Source organism: Endozoicomonas sp. 4G (assembly GCF_023822025.1).
Lineage (GTDB): Bacteria > Pseudomonadota > Gammaproteobacteria > Pseudomonadales > Endozoicomonadaceae > Endozoicomonas_A.
The window spans coordinates 4539269-4565000 of sequence record NZ_CP082909.1 but is presented as its reverse complement, the minus strand read 5'-3'; the positions used below and the strand labels follow the sequence as shown (position 1 = coordinate 4565000).

The 25732-nt window shown below is 48.6% G+C and carries 8 protein-coding genes and 2 rRNA genes (1 of these 10 only partly in view); 3 read left to right on the top strand and 7 right to left on the bottom strand.

Annotation, left to right across the window (positions count from 1 at the left end; genetic code table 11):
- From K7B67_RS17940 to K7B67_RS17930, 3 genes are all read left to right on the top strand, one after another.
- Positions 1–1429: ribosomal RNA gene (locus K7B67_RS17940) — 23S ribosomal RNA — on the top strand (it extends 1618 nt beyond the left edge of the window).
- A gap of 215 nt (positions 1430–1644) precedes the next feature.
- A 5S ribosomal RNA gene (gene rrf, locus K7B67_RS17935) occupies positions 1645–1760 on the top strand.
- Between the two features lie 485 nt (positions 1761–2245).
- Positions 2246–3628 (top strand): transposase, encoded by a 1383-nt coding sequence (locus K7B67_RS17930; protein WP_252177243.1) that lies wholly within the window; start codon positions 2246–2248, stop codon positions 3626–3628.
- Here K7B67_RS17930 and K7B67_RS17925 read toward each other — a convergent pair.
- The 7 genes from K7B67_RS17925 to K7B67_RS17895 form a co-directional block, all read right to left on the bottom strand.
- The gene (locus K7B67_RS17925; protein WP_252177242.1) at positions 3609–7286 is read right to left on the bottom strand and encodes a hypothetical protein; all 3678 of its coding nucleotides are present in this window, start codon (positions 7284–7286) and stop codon (positions 3609–3611) included. The genes K7B67_RS17930 and K7B67_RS17925 overlap by 20 nt on opposite strands.
- 53 nt (positions 7287–7339) lie before the next feature.
- Entirely contained in the window at positions 7340–8593 is a 1254-nt protein-coding gene (locus K7B67_RS17920; protein WP_252176868.1) for an ISL3 family transposase, read from the bottom strand.
- Between the two features lie 205 nt (positions 8594–8798).
- Positions 8799–9908 carry a hypothetical protein gene (locus K7B67_RS17915; protein ID WP_252177241.1) on the bottom strand — a complete coding sequence of 370 codons (1110 nt, stop codon included), beginning with the start codon at positions 9906–9908 and terminating at the stop codon, positions 8799–8801.
- A gap of 8 nt (positions 9909–9916) precedes the next feature.
- Positions 9917–14467 (bottom strand): hypothetical protein, encoded by a 4551-nt coding sequence (locus tag K7B67_RS17910; RefSeq protein ID WP_252177240.1) that lies wholly within the window; start codon positions 14465–14467, stop codon positions 9917–9919.
- A gap of 9 nt (positions 14468–14476) precedes the next feature.
- Positions 14477–20206: a hypothetical protein gene (locus K7B67_RS17905; RefSeq protein ID WP_252177239.1), complete on the bottom strand. Its 5730-nt coding sequence runs from the start codon at positions 20204–20206 to the stop codon at positions 14477–14479.
- 9 nt (positions 20207–20215) lie between these two features.
- Positions 20216–24649 carry a hypothetical protein gene (locus tag K7B67_RS17900; protein WP_252177238.1) on the bottom strand — a complete coding sequence of 1478 codons (4434 nt, stop codon included), beginning with the start codon at positions 24647–24649 and terminating at the stop codon, positions 20216–20218.
- 164 nt (positions 24650–24813) lie between these two features.
- Positions 24814–25731 carry a hypothetical protein gene (locus K7B67_RS17895; protein ID WP_252177237.1) on the bottom strand — a complete coding sequence of 306 codons (918 nt, stop codon included), beginning with the start codon at positions 25729–25731 and terminating at the stop codon, positions 24814–24816.
- Position 25732 lies beyond the last annotated feature (1 nt).

Genomic DNA, 25732 nt, shown 5'->3' with positions numbered 1-25732 from the left:
GTCGTAGGCTGTGGACTCAGGAAAATCCGGGTTCACAAAGCCGAGAACTGATGACGAACCCACCAAGGTGGGGAAGTGGTTGATGCCAGGCTTCCAGGAAAACCTTCTAAGCATCAGGTCAAAAGGGACCGTACCCGAAACCGACACAGGTGGTCAGGTAGAGAATACCAAGGCGCTTGAGAGAACCTGGGTGAAGGAACTAGGCAAAATGGCACCGTAACTTCGGGAGAAGGTGCGCCGCTGCTGGTGAAGGGACTTGCTCCCTAAGCTGGCGGCGGTCGAAGATACCAGGTGGCTGCGACTGTTTATTAAAAACACAGCACTGTGCTAACACGTAAGTGGACGTATACGGTGTGACGCCTGCCCGGTGCTCGAAGGTTAATTGATGGGGTTATCTTCGGAGAAGCTCTTGATCGAAGCCCGAGTAAACGGCGGCCGTAACTATAACGGTCCTAAGGTAGCGAAATTCCTTGTCGGGTAAGTTCCGACCTGCACGAATGGCGTAACGATGGCCACGCTGTCTCCACCCAGGACTCAGTGAAATTGAAATCGCTGTTAAGATGCAGTGTATCCGCGGCTAGACGGAAAGACCCCGTGAACCTTTACTACAGCTTCACAGTGGATCTTGATGTTGCTTGTGTAGGATAGGTGGGAGGCTTTGAAGTGTGGACGCCAGTCTGCATGGAGCCAACCTTGAAATACCACCCTGGCAATATTGAGGTTCTAACCCAGGTCCTTTACCAGGATCGGGGACATTGTGTGGTGGGTAGTTTGACTGGGGCGGTCTCCTCCCAAAGAGTAACGGAGGAGCACGAAGGTTGGCTAAGCACGGTCGGACATCGTGCGGTTAGTGTAATGGTACAAGCCAGCTTGACTGCGAGAGGTACATCTCGAGCAGGTACGAAAGTAGGTCATAGTGATCCGGTGGTTCTGAATGGAAGGGCCATCGCTCAACGGATAAAAGGTACTCCGGGGATAACAGGCTGATACCGCCCAAGAGTTCACATCGACGGCGGTGTTTGGCACCTCGATGTCGGCTCATCACATCCTGGGGCTGAAGCCGGTCCCAAGGGTATGGCTGTTCGCCATTTAAAGTGGTACGCGAGCTGGGTTTAGAACGTCGTGAGACAGTTCGGTCCCTATCTGCCGTGGACGTTGGAAGTTTGAGGAGAGCTGCTCCTAGTACGAGAGGACCGGAGTGGACGAACCACTGGTGTTCGGGTTGTGTCGCCAGACGCATTGCCCGGTAGCTAAGTTCGGACGGGATAACCGCTGAAAGCATCTAAGCGGGAAGCCCCCTTCAAGATGAGACTTCCCTGGCCTTAAGGCCCATAAGAGACGTTGAAGACTACGACGTTGATAGGCGGGGTGTGTAAGCGTTGTGAGGCGTTGAGCTAACCCGTACTAATGACTCGAGAGGCTTGACCATATAACGCCAAAGCGATTTGCGCAGCGCAGCGAAGCTGCGGGTTTTAAGGCTTTAAAGCTGTAAGGCTGTAAGGTTTTAAGACAAGCCATACATGAAGAGTGTGAAGCAAGAAAAAGCTTATTTAGACAGGATTCCAGAACCGGATTGAAATAAACTTTAAAGCCTTAAAGCCTTAAAGCCTTACGGCTTTGAACCTCCGGTTCAAACCAGTTTTGCCTGGTGACCATAGAGCGTTGGAACCACCCGATCCCATCCCGAACTCGGTAGTGAAACGACGCATCGCCGATGGTAGTGTGGGGTTTCCCCATGTGAGAGTAGGTCATCGCCAGGCATTGAATACAGCAGAACCCCAGTTGAGAGATCGACTGGGGTTTTTGTTTATTCCTTGCTTATTTTTCATTCTACTACCTCAAAGCTCGCTGGAAGGCTTGATCGAAATGCTGGCGCAAACCCGTTCCTTCAGGGGCGGGTCTAGCCAGCGCAAGGTGTTAGCCTTGCTGTGACAGTCGCTTAGAAGTTTTAACAGACTTTTCTGAAGGCGGTGTTTTCTGGCTTTCTCCAGAAGTGTTTCCCCCATAACATCGGCTTTATGTGCTCCCAGTATTCACGCCTTAATGTATAAGACGACTTTCCCTTTGGCTTGCCTACCATTTCCCTGCTGAACTCGTTTCTACGGTATTTAGTAACAAATACTAGATGTACGTTATTCCTAAATACACATGATCTACCGATCTCCATTCGTACATAAAAACCTCATATTTGACAGATATTTCTAGCCAGACTAGCATGAAGCCATTCAATTCAACAGGTTATGTAATGCTGCAAGGTATCCGACTCAAAGCCAATCCAACAGATCAGCAAAAGTTGGTTCTGTCTCAGTGGATGGGTTGCGCTCGGTTTATCTGGAATGCGAAATGTGATGAACATCGTTATTACAGCACTTACGCAAAAAAATACTGCCCCATAGGTACGCATGCCCCTGTTGACACAAAGGCAGCCCAATTCAAAAGCGAAGAGTTATCACCCTGGTTATCCGATTGTCCCAGTCAGATAATCAGAAACTCGGCTACCAACTGGTATAAGACCTACCGGAAGTACATGAATGGCTTGTGCGGTAATCCAAAGAAAAAAGCCAAGACAGACAAGGGTAGCATTTACCTCACCAATGAAGTGTTCCGGTTCGATATCTGTGAAGATGGTGTAACCCGTCTTTTCATTGGTACAAAGACCAATAATATTGGTTATTTGTCGTTTAAAACTCACCGTCCATTCAGCGAACCAAAATCCATTTACATTAGAAAAGAGGCTGGTCAGTACTCTGTTTCTTTCTGTTATGACGATGGATCAGAAGAACCAGCAACAGAAAAAGAGCATTTGGAATACCTCAAAGGTGCTTCCAAAGTGTGGCTGGAAGCGCATGTTATCGGCGTCGATCGAGGTGTTGTTATACCTGTTCATACTGGCGTTAAGCCTTACGACTTTACAGAAAACCAGACAAAGAGCATGGATAAGCGCAAGCGATACCTGAAGAGGTTTCAGCGCCGTTTGTCTCGCCAAACCAAAGGCTCTAACCGTCGTCAGAAAACAAAGAACAGGATTAGCAGGCAGCACAAGAAAGTAGCCAACATTCGGCAAGATTTCTGTCACAAAACCAGCCGTAAAATGGTTGACAGCAAGGCCAGGGTCATTGTTTTCGAAGATCTGAAAACCTCAAAAATGACTCGCAGGCCAAAGGCAAAAAAAGATCAAAACGGAAAGTTCATCTCCAACAAGGCGAAACAAAAAGCCGGACTGAACAAGGCCATTCTCAACGTAGGATGGCACTTCTTGGAGACCTACACCCGATATAAAGCAGCAAAAGCAGGCAAAGCAGTCTTCAAAGTGCCTGCACCCTTTACGAGTCAAGAGTGTGCTAATTGCGGTCACACTCACCCCGACAACCGCAAGACACAAGAACGGTTTCTTTGCGGTCAATGTGGACACTTTGACAACGCTGACAGAAACGCCAGCATCGTAATCAAGAAACGAGCAATTAAGTTTTTCATGGACTCTGGAACGGAGTTGGTTGGCAAAGGAATTCCTGTGCTGACTAAAGGACGTGGAGCGAAATGTAAGTCGGAAAAGGGCAAGCCCTCTTCCGCAGCTCGCAGTGAAACGTCAAAAAAGAAAAGAACGGTAACTACTCCGGTAGTTGCTTAGTATTGGAAGCTTGCTCCTTTAGGGGCGAGTAGTTCACTGGGGGCGGATTGTTTTTATCATCGGCCCGTTCCGATTGGTAGAAAAGCCCAGCAGTGTAGGTGTAAGGAACACTTTCTGCGTGGGAGAACGACCATTTAGGGACATTGTTTTTAAAGTACTGCTCCCAGCCATTCTCATAGAGTTTCATGGTGCGATCACGGCGTTCGCGGAATTGCAGGTAATTTTCGTGCCGCGTCCAGCCAGGTATTATGTTGCTGACTTTCACACGGTCGGCATAGGCTTCATCGGTTTCATTGAAGCCTTGAGGCGTGGCAACAGCGGTACGTTTCAGATAGTCATGGTTCGTTTCCCCCGCACCCCGCCAGCGGTTAATCCTGTCAAGACTTCGACCCAAAGGTCCACCCAGCCATTGAGTGAGCAGCTTGTTGTCGTTCATAAAGAAGTCGAACGTGAGACTCGACGCCAGGGCAAAGCCTAAGGTTTGGGCGTAGGTAAACCCGGATATAAGACCGTGGGCGTATGCTCCGACAGTGGCAATGGGGCCCAGCATCAGGCCGGTCGTGGCAGAGGCCAGTGTTTTTGCTGTTTGTGGTGTCACCCGGTGTAGCAGTGGTATTTGAATCCCTCGTCTGTAACCCATGGATTTCACCATTTCTGGCACCAGACGGGCAATGCTGCGATACATCCGGGGGTTGGCATTGTACTGTCTGGTAAACAGTTCGGAGCCGGTTTTCAGCAGAATCGCCGAGGAAGCGGCCTTGCCCAATGGCATGGCCAGCCCGCCCACTTCAGCGATTTGTTCAATTCCGCTGTGGAAGTCATACTGTTCGGTTCGGTTGCTATTAACACCATAGTACTCCAGCCAGTGCTGGAACGGTGTGAGCATCCGGTGCAGATAATCACCCCGGTTGGTCAGGTCCAGATAATAGAGACAGGCCATGTGCTCGAGGGAATGCTCGGCAGCCTGCCAGGCAGTATGGATCGCCAGCAGAGGTCTGTAATGGGAGTAGTACCAGGTGAAGGCCTGTACCAGAGAGGCAGAAGGTTTGATCCAGTAATCGAACAACTGTCGTCCAAAATCTGCGACATGAGCTTGCATCAATGTGTCGTGGATAACCATGATAAATTCTGACTCAGATATTCCCGCAGCATTGGCATAAGGTGTCAGGGTGTCCTGAAGATTGCTCAGGAAGGCTGCCGTCCTGCGACCGTTGTCAAAGGCAATATCATCAAGGACAAAGTTGGCGATGATCGCCGCTGCGTACTCTTTCAGGCCGACAACGGATTCTTTCATGCCTGCCGGACCGGTTGCAGTGACAGTCACTGGCGTAAAGGCACTTTGCATGAATGCCCCTGCACCTTCATCGGACAGCATCCGGACAGCCTTCTTGAACTCAGGCATCCGGACGCCGTGTTTATCACCAAGGAAGTGTTTAAATTCAGCCACTGTCTGATAACCGTCTGCACCTCTGATGGCCTTGATGTAGTGCTCAAGTTCAACCTTGCTGATCAGACCTTCACGCAGCAGAGTTATGATCTTGTTACCGGTGGCAGAATGGGTATCGAAGTATTCCGAGAAGCTTTTTAAGTCCTCTGGTTGATGCTCGACGAAGGCTGAGCCCATGCGGCAAATTTCATCGTCGTATTCTTGTGCCCCTTTTTCTATGTAAATCCATGCTCTGGCCGCCAGAATTTCGACTGTAGTAATGATATCCCGGGGATCAGCTTCTTCAGACGTAGAGGGTTCCGGGTAGGCCGCCTCCAAGCTCTTGAAAGTTTCTACAATCTGGCTGGTCTGTTCAAACGTCAGTTTGCCTCCTATTCGTGCCTGCAAGCGAATCGGTGCCAATTCATTGTCAAAATCGAAAAACATAAGGAGTAGTGTTCCCTTACCGCTTTTCACTGCTGCTTTTTTCAGGCCAATGGTGGCTTCCAGAGCTTGTCTTTTGAGAGGGTGTAGCGTGAATTTGTGAATATCTTTCAGAACTTCTGCCTGTTCCGGCGTGTACTGGAAGGAACCACCGTCCTTTTTGACGGCTTCTTCGGCAGCCTGCCGGGCTTCCCTCATGATCTCAATGTTCGCTTCCCCGCTTGCAATCTCCTCTTGCAGATCGCGCTGTTCCCACATCAGTTGCCGGGTCTTAGGGTCAGTAAAATAAGAATCGCTTGTTTGTTGCAGCTGCTTGTTTATCAGGGCAGTAACCCGTTGTTCATGAGTGTCAGAAGGGGCAGGTTTAAGGCCCAGGGCTTTTTCAGCAGCGTCGATAACCGACTCCTGCTCGTCTTCAGCTCCTTTCTCTGCCCGTCTGGCTGCGGCCAGCTCACGATCAAGAATGTATCGGGGTTTAGGTCCCAGACGGTCCATTTGCCTGTCAAGCTTATCTTCAATGACTGTGGTACGATCATATATTAGAGGCCGACCCGCAAAGTCAACCTCTTCATCCAGCTCCCTGAGTACTTCTTCAATATGTTCGACCTGATCATCTACAGAAGCATCACTCTCATAGTCCTCAATGCCAAGTTGACGAGCAATTTCATTGTTTGTCTCTCTAGTGAAATGATCATTGTCACAGAGGTCGTTTACTCTTCCTATTAATGCCTGAATTTTGCCTCTCAGGGCATTCTTCTGGTCATTGAGACTGGTACCTTTTTCAAAGTCTACTTCCAGACACGAAGACAGTTTGGTAATAAGATCTACACCTTTTTTTCTGGCATAAGGGTTTTCACTGATGTCGATGTTCAGCTCGTTCTCTACCGTTTCAAGCATCCTTCTCACGTGTCTTGGGACAAGCATCGATGGGTTTTTGATCAATAAGTTAAGACGCCTCGGGAGCCTTCTGAGTTCTATTTTCCTTGTTGCTTTGCTAATAACCGGGAGCTCTTTTTTCAAGAGGGCATGCTCTACCGTAGCCAGTACCGATTCTGAGGGGTCATCGCTTCTAAGTTTTCCAAGAACCCTGTCAAGCCTTGCTGCTTTGTGATCATCTTTATCGACTTCCATTCCGAGCGACTTTTCTATTGTTTCCAGTATTTCCAGAGCCTCTTTCTCTGCCTCCAGTCTGGCTACCTTTATGCTGTAAGTCTTAATTTTCATGGAGATGGCGTTACGACGGTAATACGCATCCTGCTCGCTATCGACGAGGTCATCCATCTTCAGGGCTTTTGCCACGGCATTCAGTTTCTCAAGGACTTCAGGCCTGGCTTCGTCGGCGGGTGTTTTGATGTAATCAATTTCTTCTTGCAGGTCTGCAATGGTCTTAGCTTGTTGACGTAGGCGTGTTTCCTGATCAGCCACCGTTTTAATGTATAAAACATCGGTTTCGGCGACAACGGGTGCATGATTCAGAATATTCTGAACAAAATCCTGATCAGCCATAAACTTTCTAAGTACGGGTTTAAAGCTGAACTGCGCTTCGAGTTGATGATGCATCCAGGCTGGCGTGACGGTGGACGAAGCGGCTCTGATGTGTTCCAGTGTGAACTCAAATTCATGGGCTCCGTACATTCTATCTGGAATCATGCTGGCCAATGCCTGATGGAGAGACTCGTAATAGGCAAGCGCACGCACTGCCTGTTTATCCTGGTTTGCAAGCGTCGCCGGTTGCTCTTTGTTAACGCCAGCATTGTGCCGTGCAACAAACTCTTCCAGCACTGCCATCTGCCTGCTTCGAATGACGTACTGGTAGCTTTTGATCTTATATTTTTGCCTCGTCAGTAAAATCTGTGGGTCATTTCTGGTTCAGGCAGATGGCCCAGTGCATGATATAAAGCAATTTCTGCACATTTGTAGGTCCTAAAACCGTACGATTTTCTCGTAGTGAGTTTTACCTTGGTGTTCAGACCTTCAACAATTCCGCTGGAAAATGCCTTTTTTGCCTTGAACCAATTCAGAATCAACGGCCTGTGTCGTCGAACAGTTTTGGCTACTTTCTTCATGGGTTCTATCTTTGACCTCATGACTCTTGTGCACCACCGATCCAGATACTTCCCTGCCCAGTGTGGTGATATGTAGTCCCAGAACACTTGAAACTCTTCCTTGAGCAGATAAGCCCTGACACTTTTGAGGTTATACTGGAGTACCGTATTTAACTTGATCTCCTCTTTCTCGGTCAGGTTCTCCTTCCGTTTGAGGAGACACCAACGAGTCTTCTTCAAAACAGGCTCATAACCATCAGCCTGAAGCTGTTTTTGTTCTGATGCCCTGACCTCATCGATAGCTTTGTTCAGCATGGAGACAATATGAAATCGATCCAGAATATGCAGCGCCTGACTGGCAAACTCAGTGATTGCTTTTACGTAGGGCTTCCACATGTCAGAGCAGACATACTCCAATCGCTCACTACGTTCGGGGCCAAAGAAAGAGAAAAAGCTACGAATCGTCGCTTCTGTACGGTCCTTACCAACCCACAACAGCCGGGTACAACCACGATCAATCTGGTAAACCACTGTCAGGTATTTGTGCCCAACCTGGTAAGACACTTCATCAACCCCAATAGCCTTGATATGGTCGAGTGAGCGATTTGCTTTGCCCCACTCAACCATGTACTCCACAGCATGAAATACTTTTTCCCACGAAGTATTGAAAGTACTGGCAACCTCCTTCCAGGAAAGTTTTCTGGCCCAGTTTGCCAGGAATTGCATGTAGACTTTGGTCAGTTCCTTTTTACCTTCAGCCCATGGAACTTGCTCAACCTTTACGCCGCATGTCTTACATTCCACTCGGCGCATTCTATAGAGCAAGAAAACTCTGATTCCCCAGAGGGGAACAAACTCGAAACGGCGTTCAGTAAGGTGATCATAGCCTGGTGCTGGTTTTTGGCAGCCAGAGCAGAGAGCCCGACTGTTCTTCCTTGGAACCACGGTGACATTGAACACATCTTCACCCTGATAATTGCCGAATTGGACATCCTGATAAACAAATGACTTGAGTTTATGCACTTTATTTAGGATAGTTTTTATTAGCATCAGCGGTCTCTTCTGTTTTTTTGTCTGCTAACAAAAAACTACCAGAAATCAGCCGCTGGTGCTTCTACCTTTAAGTTTGATCATTCTTACCCGCGGATACCTCTTAAGAACTGGTTTGCTAACCTCAGGGCGCTGATAGCGTTGCAAACTGGTTTGCAGAGTCAGCGGTTTCCAATCCTTCATGTGCCGACTATTTGTTTCCAACTTAGAGGTTACTCTGTAGCTTTATCCTCACAGGCTGGCTGGTTTTACCCACAGATATCCCTGAAGAGCCATATTTTTTAACCTGTGCTACTACTGTCGGGGTGGGGTTAATACCTTCAGCTTCTTGCCAGAGGCTATGGAGGGTTTCTACAAAAGCGATATCATGGGGATTCTGCATCTGACCATGGAAAACAATCACCTCCCCCGGCGCTTGCGCTACTGCCAGTTTTGGATAACCCGCAGGTACAAGATAAGTGTCGTCTTCGGCGTGTACAACGTAGCCGACGGGTTTGCTGTGCGCTAACAGATCATTAAGAGCCTGCTGCTGTAACTCTTCTCCCAGAACATGAACCTGGATATAGGCCGAGGTGGCCGCTGCCAGAAGTGCCTCATCGTTGACGAAAAGCGATTTACCCAGGTGCGTCAGCTCAGGAGGCTGGTCACCCCCTGAGATAAGACGCATAAAGGTACGGTCATTCACTTCAACCTTGTCTACTTCAATGGTGGCAAGGGCAACATAGTCACCAGTTGTGCCGAGGTTTCCTGCTCTTTTATCGACAGTTTCCAGCAGCCCGAACAGCTGATCGGGTCTGGCGATTTTCGTTAATGGTTCTAATGACAGTATGACAGACCATTGAGCACGAATAGCCTTAACTAAATCCCGATGGGTCATTCCGTCTCTGACTTCAATGACCAGTTGCTTTTCTGCAAGGTCATGGGTGAACCTGAAGACGCTCTTATCACCCACCTTCACGACTTTAGTGTATTTCCGGGCAACGTTATTCTCGCCTGTTTCAAACAGATCAACACTGGTAACGTCACTATCAATACTATAAAGAATGTCTGTAAAGCCCATAGAAGGAGAGGCACAGGTCAAAACATCTTGAGCCTTATAGGTGGTGGTAAAGGAGTTGGGTATTGGCTGTTGGTCATCATCTAAAGTGGGCTGAACCGTGACCTCACTGTGAATAAACTCCACCTGTTCATTGTCCCCAACATCGACAGGCCTTATTTGCAGCCTGCGCTCAGCCAGTACCTGAGTAGCAATGACGGAAGAGCCGATGGCAATAGCCACTGCAAGGCTTAATGCATTGGGGTTAACATTTCTCATTGTACTGCTTAAAGCTCGGTAGAAGGCTTGATTGGGGGCACCTTGTACTTATTATGATTGTTATGACTGTGAACTTTTTTATCGTCGCCCCGTTGCGATTGGTAGAAAAGCCCAACAGTGTAGGTGTAAGGAACACTTTCTGCGTGGGAGAACGACCATTTAGGGACATTGTTTTTAAAGTACTGCTCCCAGCCATTCTCATAGAGTTTCATGGTGCGATCACGACGTTCGCGGAATTGCAGGTAATTTTCGTGCCGTGTCCAGCCAGGTATTATGTTGCTGACTTTAACACGGTCGGCATAGGCTTCATCGGTTTCATTGAAGCCCTGAGGCGTGGCAACAGCGGTACGTTTCAGATAGTCATGGTTCGTTTCCCCCGCACCCCGCCAGCGGTTAATCCTGTCAAGACTTCGACCCAGAGGTCCACCCAGCCATTGAGTGAGCAGCTTGTTGTCGTTCATAAAGAAGTCGAACGTGAGACTCGACGCCAGGGTAAAGCCTAAGATTTGGGCGTAGGTAAACCCGGATATAAGACCGTAGACGTATGCTCCGACAGTGGCAATGGGGCCCAGCATCAGGCCAGTCGTGGCAGAAGCCAGCGTTTTTACTGTTTGTGGTGTCACCCGGTGCAGCAGTGGTACCTGAATCCCTTGTCTGTAACCCATGGATTTCACCATTTCTGGCACCAGACGGGCAATGCTGCGATACATCCGGGGGTTGGCATTGTACTGTCTGGTAAACAGTTCGGAGCCGGTTTTCAGCAGAATCGCCGAGGAAGCGGCCTTGCCCAATGGCATGGCCAGCCCGCCTATTTCAGCGATTTGTTCAATTCCGCTGTGGTAGTCATACTGATCGGTTCGGTCAGTATCAACACCACAGTGTTCCAGCCAGTGCTGGAAAGGTGTCAACATCCGGTGCAGATAATCGCCCCGATTGGTCAGATCCAGAAGATAGAAATCCGCCATGTTGGCGAGGGACTGGTCGGTAGCCTGTTGGGCAGTACGGGTCGCCAGCAGAGGTTTGTAACTGGCGTAGTACCAGGTGACGGCCTGTACCAAAGAGGCGGAAGGTTTGATCCAGTAATCAAACAACTGTCGTGCAAAAGCTGCGACATGGGCCTGCATCAATGTGTCATGGATAGCCATGATAAATTCTGACTCAGTTATTCCCGCAACATTGGCATAAGGTGTCAGGGTGTCCTGAAGATTGCTCAGGAAGGCTGCCGTCCTGCGACCGTTGTCAAAGGCAATGTCGTCAAGAAAATAGTTGGCGATGATTGCCGTCGTGTACTCTTTCAGGCCAGTCACCGATTCTTGCATGCCTGCCGGATCGGTTGCAGTGACAGTCACGGGCGTAAAGGCACTTTGCATGAATGCCTCTGCACTTTCATCGGACAGCTTCTGGATAGCCTCCTTGAACTCAGCCACCTTGACGCCGTGTTTATTACCAAGGAAGTGTTTAAATTCAGCCACTGTCTGATAACCGTCTACACCTCTGATGGCCTTGATGTAGTGCTCAAGTTCAACCTTGCTGATCTGACCTTCACGCAGCAGAGTTATGATCTTGTTACCGGTGGCATGTAGCGTGAATGTGTGTATATCTTTCAGAACCGCTTCTTGTTCCGGCGTGTACTGGGAGGAACCACCGTCCTTTTCGACGGCTTCTTCAGCAGCCTGCCGGGCTTCCCTCATTATCTCAATGTTTGTTTCCTCGTTTGCTTCTTGTTCCGACGTGTACTGGGAGGAACCACCGTCCTTTTCGACGGCTTCTTCGGCAGCCTGCCGGGCTTCCCTCATTATCTCAATGTTTGTTTCCCCGTTTGCTTCTTGTTCCGACGTGTACTGGAAGGAACCACCATCCTTTTCGACGGCTTCTTCGGCAGCCTGCCGGGCTTCCCTCATTATCTCAATGTTTGTTTCCCCGTTTGCAATCTCCTCTTGCAGATCGCGATATTCCAGCATCAGTTGCCGGGTCTTAGGGTCAGTAAAATAAGAACCGATTGTTTGTTGCAGCTGCTTGTTTGACAGGGCAGTAGCCCGTTGTTTATGAGTGTCAGAAGGGGCAGGTTTAAGGCCCAGGGCTTTTTCAGCAGCGTCGATAAGCGACTCCTGCTTGTCTTCAGCCTCTTTCTCTGCCCGTCTGGCTGTGGCCAGCTCACGATCAAGAATGTATGGGGGTTTAGGTCCCAGACGGTCCATTTCCCTGTCAAGCTTACTTTCAATGACTGTGGTACGATGATGTATTTCAGGTTGACCGGCAGAGTCAACGTCTTCATCCAGGTACCTGAGTTCATTTTCAATAAGTTCGACCTGATCTTCTACAGAGGCATCACTGTCATACTCAATGCAAAGTTGACGAGCAATTTCATTGTTTGTCGCTTTGTTGACTTTATAATTGTCACAGCGGTCGTTTACTTTTTCCCTAAATGCCTGAATTTTGCCTCTCAGGACATTCTTCTGGTCATTGAGGCTGGTACCTTTTTTAAAGTCTACTTCCAGATACGAAGACAGTTCGGTAATCAGATCTACACCTTTTTTTCTGGCATAAGGGTTTTCACTGGTGTCGATGTTCAGCTCGCTCTCTACCGCTTCAAGCATCCTTTTCACGTGTCTTGGGACAAGCGACGATGGGTTTTTGATAAATAAGTCAACACGCCCCGGGAGCCTTTTGAGTTTTGTTTTCCTTTTCTCTTTGTTAATAATTGGGAGCTCTTCTTTCAAGAAGGCATTTTCTATCGTAGCCAGTACCGATTCTGAGGGGTCATCGCTTCTAAGTTTTCTAACAACCCTGTTAATCCTTGATGCTGTGTAATCATCTTTATCGACTTCCATTCCGAGCGACTCTTCTATTGTTTCCAGTATTGCCAGAGCCTCTTTCTCTGCCTCCAGTCTGGCTACCGTTATGCTGTAAGTCTTAATTTTCATGGAGATGGCGTTACGACGGTAATACACATCCTGCTCGCTATCGACGAGGTCATCCATCTTCAGGGCTTTTGCCACGGCATTCAGTTTCTCAAGGACTTTAGGCATGGCTTCGTCGGCGGGTGTTTTGATGTAATCAATTTCTTCTTGCAGGTCTGCAATGGTCTTGGATTGTTGACGTAGGCGTGTTTCCTGATCAGTCACTATCTTAGTGTAAAAAACATCGGTTTCGGTGACGACGGGTGCATGATTCAGAATACTCTGAACAAAATGCTGATCAGCCATAAACTTTCTAAGTACGGGTTTAAAGCTGAACTGCGTTTCGAGTTGATGATGCATCCAGGCTGGCGTGACGATCGACGAAGCTTCTCTGATGCGTTCCAGTGTCAACTCAAATTCATGGGCTCCGTACATTCTATCTGGAATCATGCCGACCAATGCCTGATGGAGAGACTCGTAATAGGCAAGCGCACGCACTGCCTGTTTATCCTGGTTTGCAAGCGTCGCCGGTTGCTCTTTGTTAACGCCAGCATTGTGCCGTGCAACAAACTCTTCCAGCACTGCCATCTGTCTGCTTCGAATGACGTACTGGTAGCTTTTGATCTTATATTTTTTAACCTGTGCTACTACTGTCGGGGTGGGGTTAATACCTTCAGCTTCTTGCCAGAGGTTATGGAGGGTTTCTACAAAAGCGATATCATGGGGATTCTGCATCTGACCATGGAAAACAATCACCTCCCCCGGCGCTTGCGCTACTGCCAGTTTTGGATAACCCACAGGTACAGGATAAGTGTCGTCTTCGGCGTGTACAACGTAGCCGACGGGTTTGCTGTGCGCTAACAGATCATTAAGAGCCTGCTGCTGTAAATCTTCTCCCAGGACATGAACCTGGATATAGGCCGAGGTGGCCGCTGCCAGAAGTGCCTCATCGTTGACGAAGAGCGATTGACCCAGGTGCGTCAGCTCAGGAGGCTGGTCACCCCCTGAGATAAGACGCATAAAAGTACGGTCATTCACTTCAACCTTGTCTACTTCAATGGTGGCAAGAGCCACATAGTCATCACTTGTGCCGAGGTTTCCTGCTCTTTTATCGACAGTTTCCAGCAGCCCGAACAGCTGATCGGGTCTGGCGATTTTCGTTAATGGTTCTAATGACAGTATGCCAGTCCATTGAGCACGAACAGAATTAACTAAATCCCGATGGGTCATTCCGTCTCTGACTTCAATGACCAGTTGCTTTTCTGCAAGGTCATGGGTGAACCTGAAGACGCTCTTATCGCCCACCTTCAGGACTTTAGTGTATTTCCGGGCAACGTTATTCTCGCCTGTTTCAAACAGATCAACACTGGTAACGTCACTATCAATATTATAAAGAACGCCTGTAAAGCCCGTAGAAGGAGGGGCACAGGTCAGAACATCTTGAGCCTTATAGGTGGTGGTAAAGGAGTTGGGTATTGGCTGTTGGTCATCATCTAAAGTGGGCTGAACCGTGGCCTCACTGTGAATAAACTCCACCTGTTCATTGTCCCCAACATTGACAGGCCTTATTTGCAGCCTGCGCTCGGCCAGTACCGGAGTAGCAATGACGGAAGAGCCGATGGCAATAGCCACTGCAAGGCTTAATGCATTGTTTCTCATTGTACTGCCTCAAAGCTCGGTAGAAGACTTGATTGGGGGTACATTGTACTTATTATGACTGTGAACTTTTTTATCGTCGCCCCGTTGCGATTGGTAAAAAAGCCCAACAGTGTAGGTGTAAGGAACACTTTCTGCGTGGGAGAACGACCATTTAGGGACATTGTTTTTAAAGTACTGCTCCCAGCCATTCTCATACAGTTTCATGGTGCGATCACGGCGTTCACGGAACTGCAGGTAATTTTCGTGCCGTGTCCAGCCGTACATCTTGTTGCTGGCTTTCACACGGTCGGCATAGGCTTCATCGGTTTCATTGAAGCCTTGAGGCGAGGCAACAGCCGTACGTTTCACATAGTCATGGTTCGTTTCGCCCAGGCCCCGCCAGCGGTTAATCCTGTCAAGACTTCGGCCCAGGGGGCCACCCAGCCATTGAGTGAGCAGCTTGTTGTCGTTCATAAAGAAGTCGAACGCGAGACTCGACGTCAGGGTAAATCCCAGGGTTTGGGCGAAAGTAAGCCCGGATATAAGACCGTGGGCGTATGCTCCGACAGTGGTAATCGGGCCCAGCACCAGACCGGTCGTGGCAGAGGCCAGCGTTTTCACTGTTCGTGGTGTCACCCGGTGCAGCACTGGTACCTGAATCCCTTGTCTGGAACCCATGGATTGCACCATTTCAGGCACCAGACGGGAAATGCTGCGATACATCCGGGGGTTGGCGTTGTATTGTCTGGTAAACAGTTCGGAGCCGGTTTTCAGCAGAATCGCCGAGGAAGCAGCCCTACCCAATGGCATGGCCAGCCCGCCCACTTCAGCGATTTGTTCAATTGTGCTGTGTTCGGCATACCGATCGGTTCGGTCAGTATCAACACCATAGTGTTCGAACCAGTGCTGGAAAGGTATGAACAACCGGTGCAGATAATCGCCCCGGTTGGTCAGATCCAGAAGATAGAAATACTCCATGTTGGCGAGGGACTGCCAGGTAGCCTGCCAGGCAGTACGGGTCGCCAGCAGAGGCTTGTAACTGGTGTAGTACCAGGTGACAGCCTGTACCAGAGAGGCGGAAGGTTTGATCCAGTAATCAAACAACTGTCGTGCAAAAGCAGCGACATGGGCCTGCATCAAGGTGTCATGGATAGCCATGATAAATTCTGACTCAGTTATTCCCGCAACATTGGCATAAGGTGTCAGGGTGTCCTGAAGATTGCTCAGGAAGGCTGCCGTCCTGCGACCGTTGTCAAAGGCAATGTCGTCAAGAACATAGTTGGCGATGATTGCCGTCGTGTACTCTTTCAGGCCAGCCACCGATTCTTGCATGCCTGCCGGATCGGTTGTCGTGACCGTCACTGGCGTAAAGGCGCTTTGCATGAATGCCTCTGCACTTTCATCAGACAGCTTCTGGATAGCCTCCTTGAACTCAGCCACCTTGACGCCGTGCTTATCACCAAGGAAGTGTTCAAATTCAGCCATTTTCTGATAACGGTCTATACCTTTGACGGCCTTTATGTAGTGCTCAAGTTCAACCTTGTTGATCAGACCTTCACGCAGCAGAGTTATGATCTTGTTACCGGTGGCAGAACGGGTTTCGAAGTATTCCGAGAAGCTTTTCAAGTCCTCTGGTTGATGCTCGACGAAGTGAAGGCCATCCGAACGCATTCGGAGAATTTCTTCGTTGTATTCTTGTGGCCCTTGGTTTAAGAAACTCCATGCCCTGTCCGCCAGATGTTCGACTTCTGTGATGATATTCCCAGGATAAGATGGATGTGTAGAGGTTTCCGGGAAGGTCGTCTTCAGGCCCTTGAAAACTTCCACAGCCCCGCTGGCCTGTTTAAACGTCAATTTGTGTCCCACTTCTGCCTGCAAGTGAATCGGTGCCAAGTCATCGTCAAAATCGAAAGTGGCAAGGGATAGTCCTTTTAACTTACCGCTTTTCGCTGCTGTTTGTTTCAGGGCAATTGAGGCTTTCAGAGCTTGTTTTTTGAGAGGGTGCTGGGTGAATGCGTAAATGTCTTTCAGGACTTTTTCTTGTTGCAGCGTGTACTGGAAGGAACCTCCGTCCTTTTTGATCGCTTCTTCGGCAACCTGCAGGGCTTCCCTTATTTTCTCATGGTCTGTTAGTCTGGTTTCAATCTTGCCTTTCAAACGGGCCTGTTTCTCAGTCAGTTGCGCATCGCCCAGTTGCAGCCACTTGTTTCTCAGGGCGGTAACCCGTTGTTCATGAGTGTCAGAAGGGGCAGATTTAAGGTCCACGTCTTTTTCAGCATCGCCAAGAAGCCACTTCAGCCAGCATTCATCTCTCTTTACTGCCTGTCTGGCAATGGCCGCTTCACGATCAAGCACGAATCGGGGTTTAGGCCCCAGACGGGCCACTTGTCTGTCAAGCTCATCATTAATGGTTGTAACACGCTCATTAATGTTGGGATCAGATGCTTTGAAAACGTCCTGATCCAGTTGTTGGAGTTTTGCTTCAATCAGGCGATTCTGGTCGTTGATCGTGGCATCGTCTTTATAGTCTTCAATGTTGAGTTGATGAGCCATTTGTTGGTTCCAGACTCTCCTAGCCTGTTCATCTTCATAGGTTTTGTCTACTTCATTCCGAAGTTCCTGAATTTTGTTTCTTAGCGCATCGGACTGTTCAGGCAGGTCGGCGTCGTCTTCAAGTGCTATCTGCAGATCACCGGCCAGCTGAGCTATGAACCTTTTGCCTCTTTCTATAGCGGCAGGGTTTTCATAAGGGTTGATATTCAGCACATCTTCTATAGCCTCGAGACGCTCTGTCTTTTGTTTTCTGACCCACTGGTCCCGTTCGCCAAGTCCTGTAGCTTTGTCACCCCCTTCCTCTGACTCTTTGATGTTTATCCTCAAGTAGCTAGAAATGGCTCGATGATGGAGGTACACATCGTCCTCTGTATCAAACCAATCTCCCATCAGAAAAGCTCTCACGGCACGAAGTTTGCTCGCTACTTCAGTCATGGCTTTGGGGTGCCCCGGCGTCCTGATGTCTTCCAGTTCTGATTTCAGCTCTTCAAGCTCGTAGCGCTGTTCAGCTGCCTTTATATATTGTCTGTCGAGCTGATGACTCACTGTCTTAAGTTGTTGATCCAGACCTTCTTTTTGAGCAATCACTGTGTTAATGGTTTCAAGCAGGCGTTGTTGCTGAATCTCAAGATCTGCATCGCTATTAAAACCATCAAGGTTTAAGTGTGTGGCAATGGTTGCAAAGCGAGCTTTGGTTGCCGCTATTTTTTCAGCTTCTGTTCTGATGTCCAGTTGCTGAAGGTATTCTTGCTTGACCTGAGCTATCTCTTGCCTCAGGTGCCGTTTAAGGGCGTATTGACGGTATCCCAGGTGATAATTGTTATCCGAAAGTTCGAGCTGACTTTCAAACTCAGCCACTTTGTCGCGGATGACCTCCTCGATCACAACTGTCTCTTGTTCCATTTGCTGTTTCAGGCACTGCTGAATGGACTGAAATCGGGCAGCCAGATCGTTTTCATTGTCTGGAGTAATATCGTGCTTGCTTTCAATAGAGGCCAGTACGTTTTTTACAGCCTCATTTACCGCCTCATTCGGAGGCTGGCCCGGTCTGCTGATTTTATGAATTTTCTTTTCGATGAGTTCGGTGGGTGTGAGTCCTTCATCTGAAGAATCGACCCCATTCCAGTCGTCAATATCAAGCACATGGGCCAGTTGGTTGTTGTAATTTCCTATGGTTTTCCGTATAGGACCAAGAACGTCTTCTCTCAGCCTTAGCGTTCGATCGATTTGCTGCTCAAGTTCCTGCAACCAGTTTTTGCGTTTTTCCAGCTTTTGCAGATGCTCGAGATGATGTAGTCGGGCTTCAGGGTTAGCCAGTTTGTTCCAGATGGCCTTATCGGTTAATTCTTCTTCTTGTTGCAGATGCGGCTCTGGTTCTTCTGTTATGACAGCGGCTCTGACGTTTTTAATTAACGTTTTTTTGATGCGTGCGGCTTGCTCTTCTTCTGGCAGGGTATCATCCCAGTCATTTATGCCAAGCCTTGTTGCTCTTTCAGAATTGTAAACATTTCTGGCATTACTGAACTGTTGTTCCAGGCTCGGAATGCTTTTGCTCTCCTCCTGAAGTTGTTGTTCCTGGTTTTCCAGGATTTCCTGCCTGGCACGAAGCGTTGCAAGCTCATCTTCGATTTGTTGGGCGGCCTCTGTAGCCGTTGTTTGCGGCAACTGATTTTTAATGTGGAGGAGTTTGGCTTCTTCTATCTGTAAATCTTCCAGCCTTTTGTACATTTCAGGTAGCTGTTCGGCCATGTCGCTGATGACTTTGGCGGTAAACTGTCCTTCGTCCTCAAGATCCCCAAAATGATTGACACTGGTTGCGCTGATAATAGTGTTGGTGACAGATCTTAGCGTCTCAACAAAGCGTTGATTGGTCAGAAGGTTTTTTATTACGGGGTTGAAACTGAAGTGTCTTTCGAGTTGAAACTGTAACCAGGTGGGCGTGATAACAGTCGCAGCTGCTCTGATGTGTCCTATTGTGAATTCAAATTTATAGACGCCATCCAGAGTCGCACTGGTTAATGCTTGGTAAAGATATTCATAGTATACAATCTTTGCCAGTGTATCGAATTTAAATTCAGTTTTGTGCTGTTGGTAATAGGCCGCTGACTCCTCCAGCAGTGCCATCTGCCTGCTCCGAAGGACGCACCGGTAGCTTGGGGTGTCATAGCTTACAACCTTTGTTTTTACTGTATTAGCCGGTTTAACAGTCAGCGATTTTTGCCAGAGATCATGGAGGCTTTCTATAAAAGCGACATCAGGCGTATACTGTATCTGGCCACGAAAAACAATCACCTCCCCCGGAGCTTCTGTTACCTCCAGCTTTGGATAGCCCTCGGGCACAGGGTAAATTTGCGTGTCATCTTCGACGTGCACAACATACCCGACCGGTTTGCTGTGCGCTAATAGTTTATTAAGCGCCTGCTGTTGTATATCCCGTTCCAGAACATGAACCTGAAAATAGGCAGAGGTGGCTGCTGTCAACAGCGCCTCATCATTAACAAAGAGCGATTGGCCCAGCTGCTTGAGTTCAGGAGGTTGGTCGCCCCCTGAAATAAGACGCATGAAGGTACGCCCCTTTACTTCAATCTTGTCTACATCAAGGGTGGCAAGGGCAATATAGTCATCACTTGCGCCGAGTTTTCCTGCTCTGTCTCTGGCAAGTTTGAGCACCTCGTCGAATATACCACTGGGTTTGGCAATTTCTGATAAGGGTTCCAGTATGTCCATGCTGGTTTCGTCACGCAAAGCTTCAAGCGCATCCTGATCGGTCATTGCGGCCCTGACTTCAATAACCAGTTCTTCTTGTTCGAGGTTATGGCTGAACCTGAAGACGCCCTCATCACCCACTTTCAGGATTTTGGTGTATTTCCGGGCAGCGTCATTCTCGTCTGTTTCAAACAGATCAACAATGGAAACGGCAGCGTTGGTGGACATAATGTCTATGAAAGTAGGAAAACTAAAGTGCGCGCTGTCTGGAGCTCGTTCAGGGTAAGTGGTGGTAAAGGATTTAGGTATTGGCTGCTGGTTATCATCCAGAGTCGGCTTAACTACGGCCTCACTCTGGAAAAGCTCCGTTTGTTTATTGTTCCCAATACCGGCAAACTTTGTCTGAAGCCTGCGCTCGGCCAGTGCCTGTGTACTGATGAAGGAAGCGCTGATGGCAATGGCCACTGCAAGGCCTAATGCGTTGGGGCGAGCGTTTGTCATTCCACCACCTCAGAGTTCAGTAGAAAGCTTGATTGAGGGGGCATTGTTCTTGTTGTGAACTGTTTGATCATCGCCCCGTTGCGATTGGTAGAGAAACCCGAGAGTGTAGGTGTAAGGAACACTTTCTGCGTGGGAGAACGACCATTTAGGTACATTGTTTTTAAAGTATTGCTCCCAGCCCTTCTCATACAGTTTCATGGTGCGATCACGGCGTTCGCGGAACTGCAGGTAATTCTCGTGTCGTGTCCAGCCGTACATCTTGTTGCTGGCTTTCACACGGTTGGCATAGGCTTCATCGGTTTCATTGAAGCCTTGAGGACTGGCAATCGCCGTGCGTTTCACATAGTCATCGTCCGTTTCACCTACGCCCCGCCAGCGGTTAATCCTGTCAAGACTTCGGCCCAGGGGGCCAGCCAGCCATTGAGTGAGCAGCTTGTTGTCGTTCATAAAGAAGTCGAAAGCGAGACTTGAGGTCAGGGCAAAGCCGAAAGTTTGGGCGTAGGTAAACCCGGATATAAGACCGTGGGCGTATGCTCCGACAGTGACTACCGGGCCCAGCACCAGACCGGCCGTGGCAGAGGCCAGGGTTTTTACTGTTCGTGGTGTCACCCGGTGCAGCAGTGGTACTTGCACTCCTTGTCCGAAATCCATGGAATTCAGCATTTCTGGCACCAGACGGAAAATGCTGCGATACATCTGGGGGTTAGCGTTGTATTGTCTGGTAAACAGTTCGGAAGCGGTTTTCAGCAGAATCGCCGAGGAAGCGGCCTTGCCCAATGGCATGGCCAGCCCACCCACTTCAGCGATTTGTTCAACGGCTCTGTGGTAGGCATATTGCCCGGTTCGGTCAGTATCAACACCATAGTGTTCCAGCCAATGCTGGAAAGGTGTCAACATCCGGTGCAGATAATCACCCCGGTTGGTTAGATCCAGAAGATAGAGATGCGCCATGTTCGCGAAAGCCTGGTTGGTAGCCTGCTGGGCATTACGGGTCGCCAGCAGGGGTCTGTAATTGGAGTAGTACCAGGTAACGGCCTGTACCAGAGAGGCGGAAGGTTTGAGCCAGTAATCGAACAACTGTCGTCCAAAAGCTGCGACATGGGCTTGCATCAAGGTGTTATGGATAGCCATGATAAATTCTGACTCAGAGATTCCCGCAGCATTGGCATAAGGTGTCAGGGTGTCCTGAAGATGGGTCAGGAAGGCGGCCGTCTTGCGACCATTTTCAAAGGCAATGTCGTCAAGAACATAGTTGGCGATGATCGCCGCTGCGTACTCTTTCATGCCAGCAACCGATTCTTCCATGCCTGCCGGACCGGTTGCAGTAACGGTCACTGGCGTAAAGGCACTTTGCATGAATGCCTCAGCGCTTTTATCGGGCAGATCCCGGAGAGCACCCTTGAACTTAGGCACTTTGATGCCGTGTTTATCGCGAAGGAAGTATTCAAATTCAGCCACTATCTGATAACCGTTTTTACCTCTGACTGCCTTTATGTAGTGCTCAAGTTCGACCTTGCTGATCAGACCTTCACGCAGCAGAGTTATGATCTTGTTACCGGTGGCAGAATGGGTTTCGAAGTATTCCGAGAAGCTTTTCAAGTCCCTCGGTTGATGCTCGAGGAAGGCTGAGCCCATGTCGAGAATTTTTTTGTCGTATTCTTCTGGCCCGTCATTTGTGTACTGCAATGCTGTTTCCGCCAGATGTGTGGCTGTTTTGATGGGGGGATCAGCTTCTTCAAACACAGAGGGGTCCGGGGGGACCGTCTTCAGGCTTCTGAAAACTTCCACAATCCGGCTGGTCTGTTCAAGCGTCAGTGTGTTTTCCATTCGCGCATGGAAGTGAACCGGTGCCCATTCATCATCAAAATCGGTATAGATAATGACGGGTGCTGCCTTACCGTTTTCTCTTGCTGTTTTTATCAGGCCAATGGCGGCTTGCAGAGCTTGTTCTTTGAGAGGGTGCTGCGTGAATGTGTGAATTTCGTTCAGAACTTGTACTTGTTTCGGCGTGTACCGGAAGGAGCCACCGTCCTTTTTGACGGCTTCTTCGACAGTCTCTAGGTCATCCTTTATTCTATCAATGTTCTCCAGCCTGGCTGTAATCTTCTTCATCCAATGGGTATATTTCTCTAACGGGTACCCGGGCTCGCCGTTGGTAAGACCAGGAGCGAGCATTTGCGGCCATTTTTTTATCAGGGCAATAACCCGTTCTTTAGTAGTGTCAGAAGGAGCAGGTGTAAGGCCAAAGTCTTTTTCAGTAGTGCCAAGATCCGACTCCAGATAGCTTTCAGCTTCTTTTAATGCCTGCCTGGCTTGGGCCTCCTCACGATCAAGAACGAATCGGGGTTTAGGTCCCAGACGGGCTACTTGTCGGTCAAGCTCATTATCAATGGCTGCCTTACGCTTATTAACGTCAGGGTTTTGAGGCTCGATATTCAGCTCGTGCTCTATAGCCAGAAGATATTCTGTCTGTTTTTCTCTGGCTCGCTGATCCGATTCTTCGACTTTATAGGTAAGACGTGCACGAATCCTGTCTTTTCCCTGAAGATCCTTTGTAGCTGGACTGTCATCTTTCCAAAGTTTTCTATCGCTATCGTACAACAGGTAGTTAGAGAAACCGTAGTAATCAAGTTTTGCACGAACTGCACGAAGTCTTGTCGCTTTGTCATATGCTCCATTGGTGTTGACCGTGAAAAATCGTTCTAAAACTCCCAGTGTTTCCAGAGCCTCTTCCTCTGCCCGCTGTCTGGCTTCTACGATGTGTGTCTGCATGAGGCTGGAAATAACCTGACGACGGAGGTACACATCGTCATTTTCATCAAACCCCCCTGCCTTCAGAGCATTTGCCACGGCACGAAGTTTGCCCAATACTTCAGGCATGATTTTGGGGTGCCCCGGTGTTCTCATGTCTTCCAGTTCTGATTTCAGCTCTGCAAGCTCGGAGAGCTGTTCAGCTGTCTTTACATTCTCCCTGTCGAGCTTATGAGTCACTGTCTTAACTTGTTGGTCCAGACTGTCTTTTTCAGCCATCATTGCGTGAATTGTTTCAAGCAGGAGTTTTTGCTGAGTCTCAAAATCTGCATCGCTATTAAAACCCTTAAGGTTTAAGTGTGTGGCAATGGTTGCAAAGCGATCTTGGGTTGCAGCTATTTTTTCAGCTTCCGTTCTGCTGCCCAGTTGCTGAAAATACTCTTGCTCGACCTGAGCTATCTGTTTTCTCAGGTGCTGTTTAAGAGCGTATTGACGGTGTTCCAGGTGATCATTGTTATCCAGAAGGTCGAGCTGACTTTCAAAGTCAGCCAGTCTGTTGAGGATGTACTCCTCGACCAGAGCTGTCTTTTGTTTCAGGTGCTGCTGAATGGACTGAAATCGAGCAGCCAGATCGTTTTCATTGTCTGGAGTAATATCGTGCTTGCTTTCAATGGACGCCAGTATGTCTTTTACAGCCTCATTCGGAGGCTGCCCTGGTCTGCTGATTTCATGAATTTTCTTTCTGATAAGTTCGGTTTGTTGTTCAATTGGATAATCGGTCTCGTCCCAGTCCTCAATATTAAGCGCCTTTGCCAGTTGATCTTTGTACTCTTCTATGGTTTTCCCCAGGGGATCATGAATCTCTTCTCTCAGCTTTAGCGTTCGATCAATTTCCTGCTCAAGTTCCTGCAACCATTTTTTACGTTTTTCCAGTTTTTGCAGATGCTTGAGATGATGTTGCCGGGCATCAGGATTAGCCAGTTTGTTCCAGATGGCCTTATCGGTTAATTTTTCCTGTTGTTGCAGATGCGGCTCTGGCTCTTCTGTTCTTGTTGCTCTTTTAGAATGGTAAAGATTTCTGGCATTAAGGAATGGTTCTTTCAGGCCCGGAATTCTTTTGCTCTCCTCCTGAAGTTGTTGTTCCTGGTTTTCCAGGATTTCCTGCCTGGCACGAAGCGTTGCAAGCTCATCTTCGATTTGTTGGGCGGCCTCTGTAGCCGTTGTTTGCGGCAACTGATTTTTAATGTGGAGGAGTTTGGCTTCTTCTATCTGTAAATCTTCCAGCCTTTTGTACATTTCAGGTAGCTGTTCGGCCATGTCGCTGATGACTTTGGCGGTAAACTGTCCTTCGTCCTCAAGATCCCCAAAATGATTGACACTGGTTGCGCTGATAATAGTGTTGGTGACAGATCTTAGCGTCTCAACAAAGCGTTGATTGGTCAGAAGGTTTTTTATTACGGGGTTGAAACTGAAGTGTCTTTCGAGTTGAAACTGTAACCAGGTGGGCGTGATAACAGTCGCAGCTGCTCTGATGTGTCCTATTGTGAATTCAAATTTATAGACGCCATCCAGAGTCGCACTGGTTAATGCTTGGTAAAGATATTCATAGTATACAATCTTTGCCAGTGTATCGAATTTAAATTCAGTTTTGTGCTGTTGGTAATAGGCCGCTGACTCCTCCAGCAGTGCCATCTGCCTGCTCCGAAGGACGCACCGGTAGCTTGGGGTGTCATAGCTTACAACCTTTGTTTTTACTGTATTAGCCGGTTTAACAGTCAGCGATTTTTGCCAGAGATCATGGAGGCTTTCTATAAAAGCGACATCAGGCGTATACTGTATCTGGCCACGAAAAACAATCACCTCCCCGGAGCTTCTGTTACCTCCAGCTTTGGATAGCCCTCGGGCACAGGGTAAATTTGCGTGTCATCTTCGACGTGCACAACATACCCGACCGGTTTGCTGTGCGCTAATAGTTTATTAAGCGCCTGCTGTTGTATATCCCGTTCCAGAACATGAACCTGAAAATAGGCAGAGGTGGCTGCTGTCAACAGCGCCTCATCATTAACAAAGAGCGATTGGCCCAGCTGCTTGAGTTCAGGAGGTTGGTCGCCCCCTGAAATAAGACGCATGAAGGTACGCCCCTTTACTTCAATCTTGTCTACATCAAGGGTGGCAAGGGCAATATAGTCATCACTTGCGCCGAGTTTTCCTGCTCTGTCTCTGGCAAGTTTGAGCACCTCGTCGAATATACCACTGGGTTTGGCAATTTCTGATAAGGGTTCCAGTATGTCCATGCTGGTTTCGTCACGCAAAGCTTCAAGCGCATCCTGATCGGTCATTGCGGCCCTGACTTCAATAACCAGTTCTTCTTGTTCGAGGTTATGGCTGAACCTGAAGACGCCCTCATCACCCACTTTCAGGATTTTGGTGTATTTCCGGGCAGCGTCATTCTCGTCTGTTTCAAACAGATCAACAATGGAAACGGCAGCGTTGGTGGACATAATGTCTATGAAAGTAGGAAAACTAAAGTGCGCGCTGTCTGGAGCTCGTTCAGGGTAAGTGGTGGTAAAGGATTTAGGTATTGGCTGCTGGTTATCATCCAGAGTCGGCTTAACTACGGCCTCACTCTGGAAAAGCTCCGTTTGTTTATTGTTCCCAATACCGGCAAACTTTGTCTGAAGCCTGCGCTCGGCCAGTGCCTGTGTACTGATGAAGGAAGCGCTGATGGCAATGGCCACTGCAAGGCCTAATGCGTTGGGGCGAGCGTTTGTCATT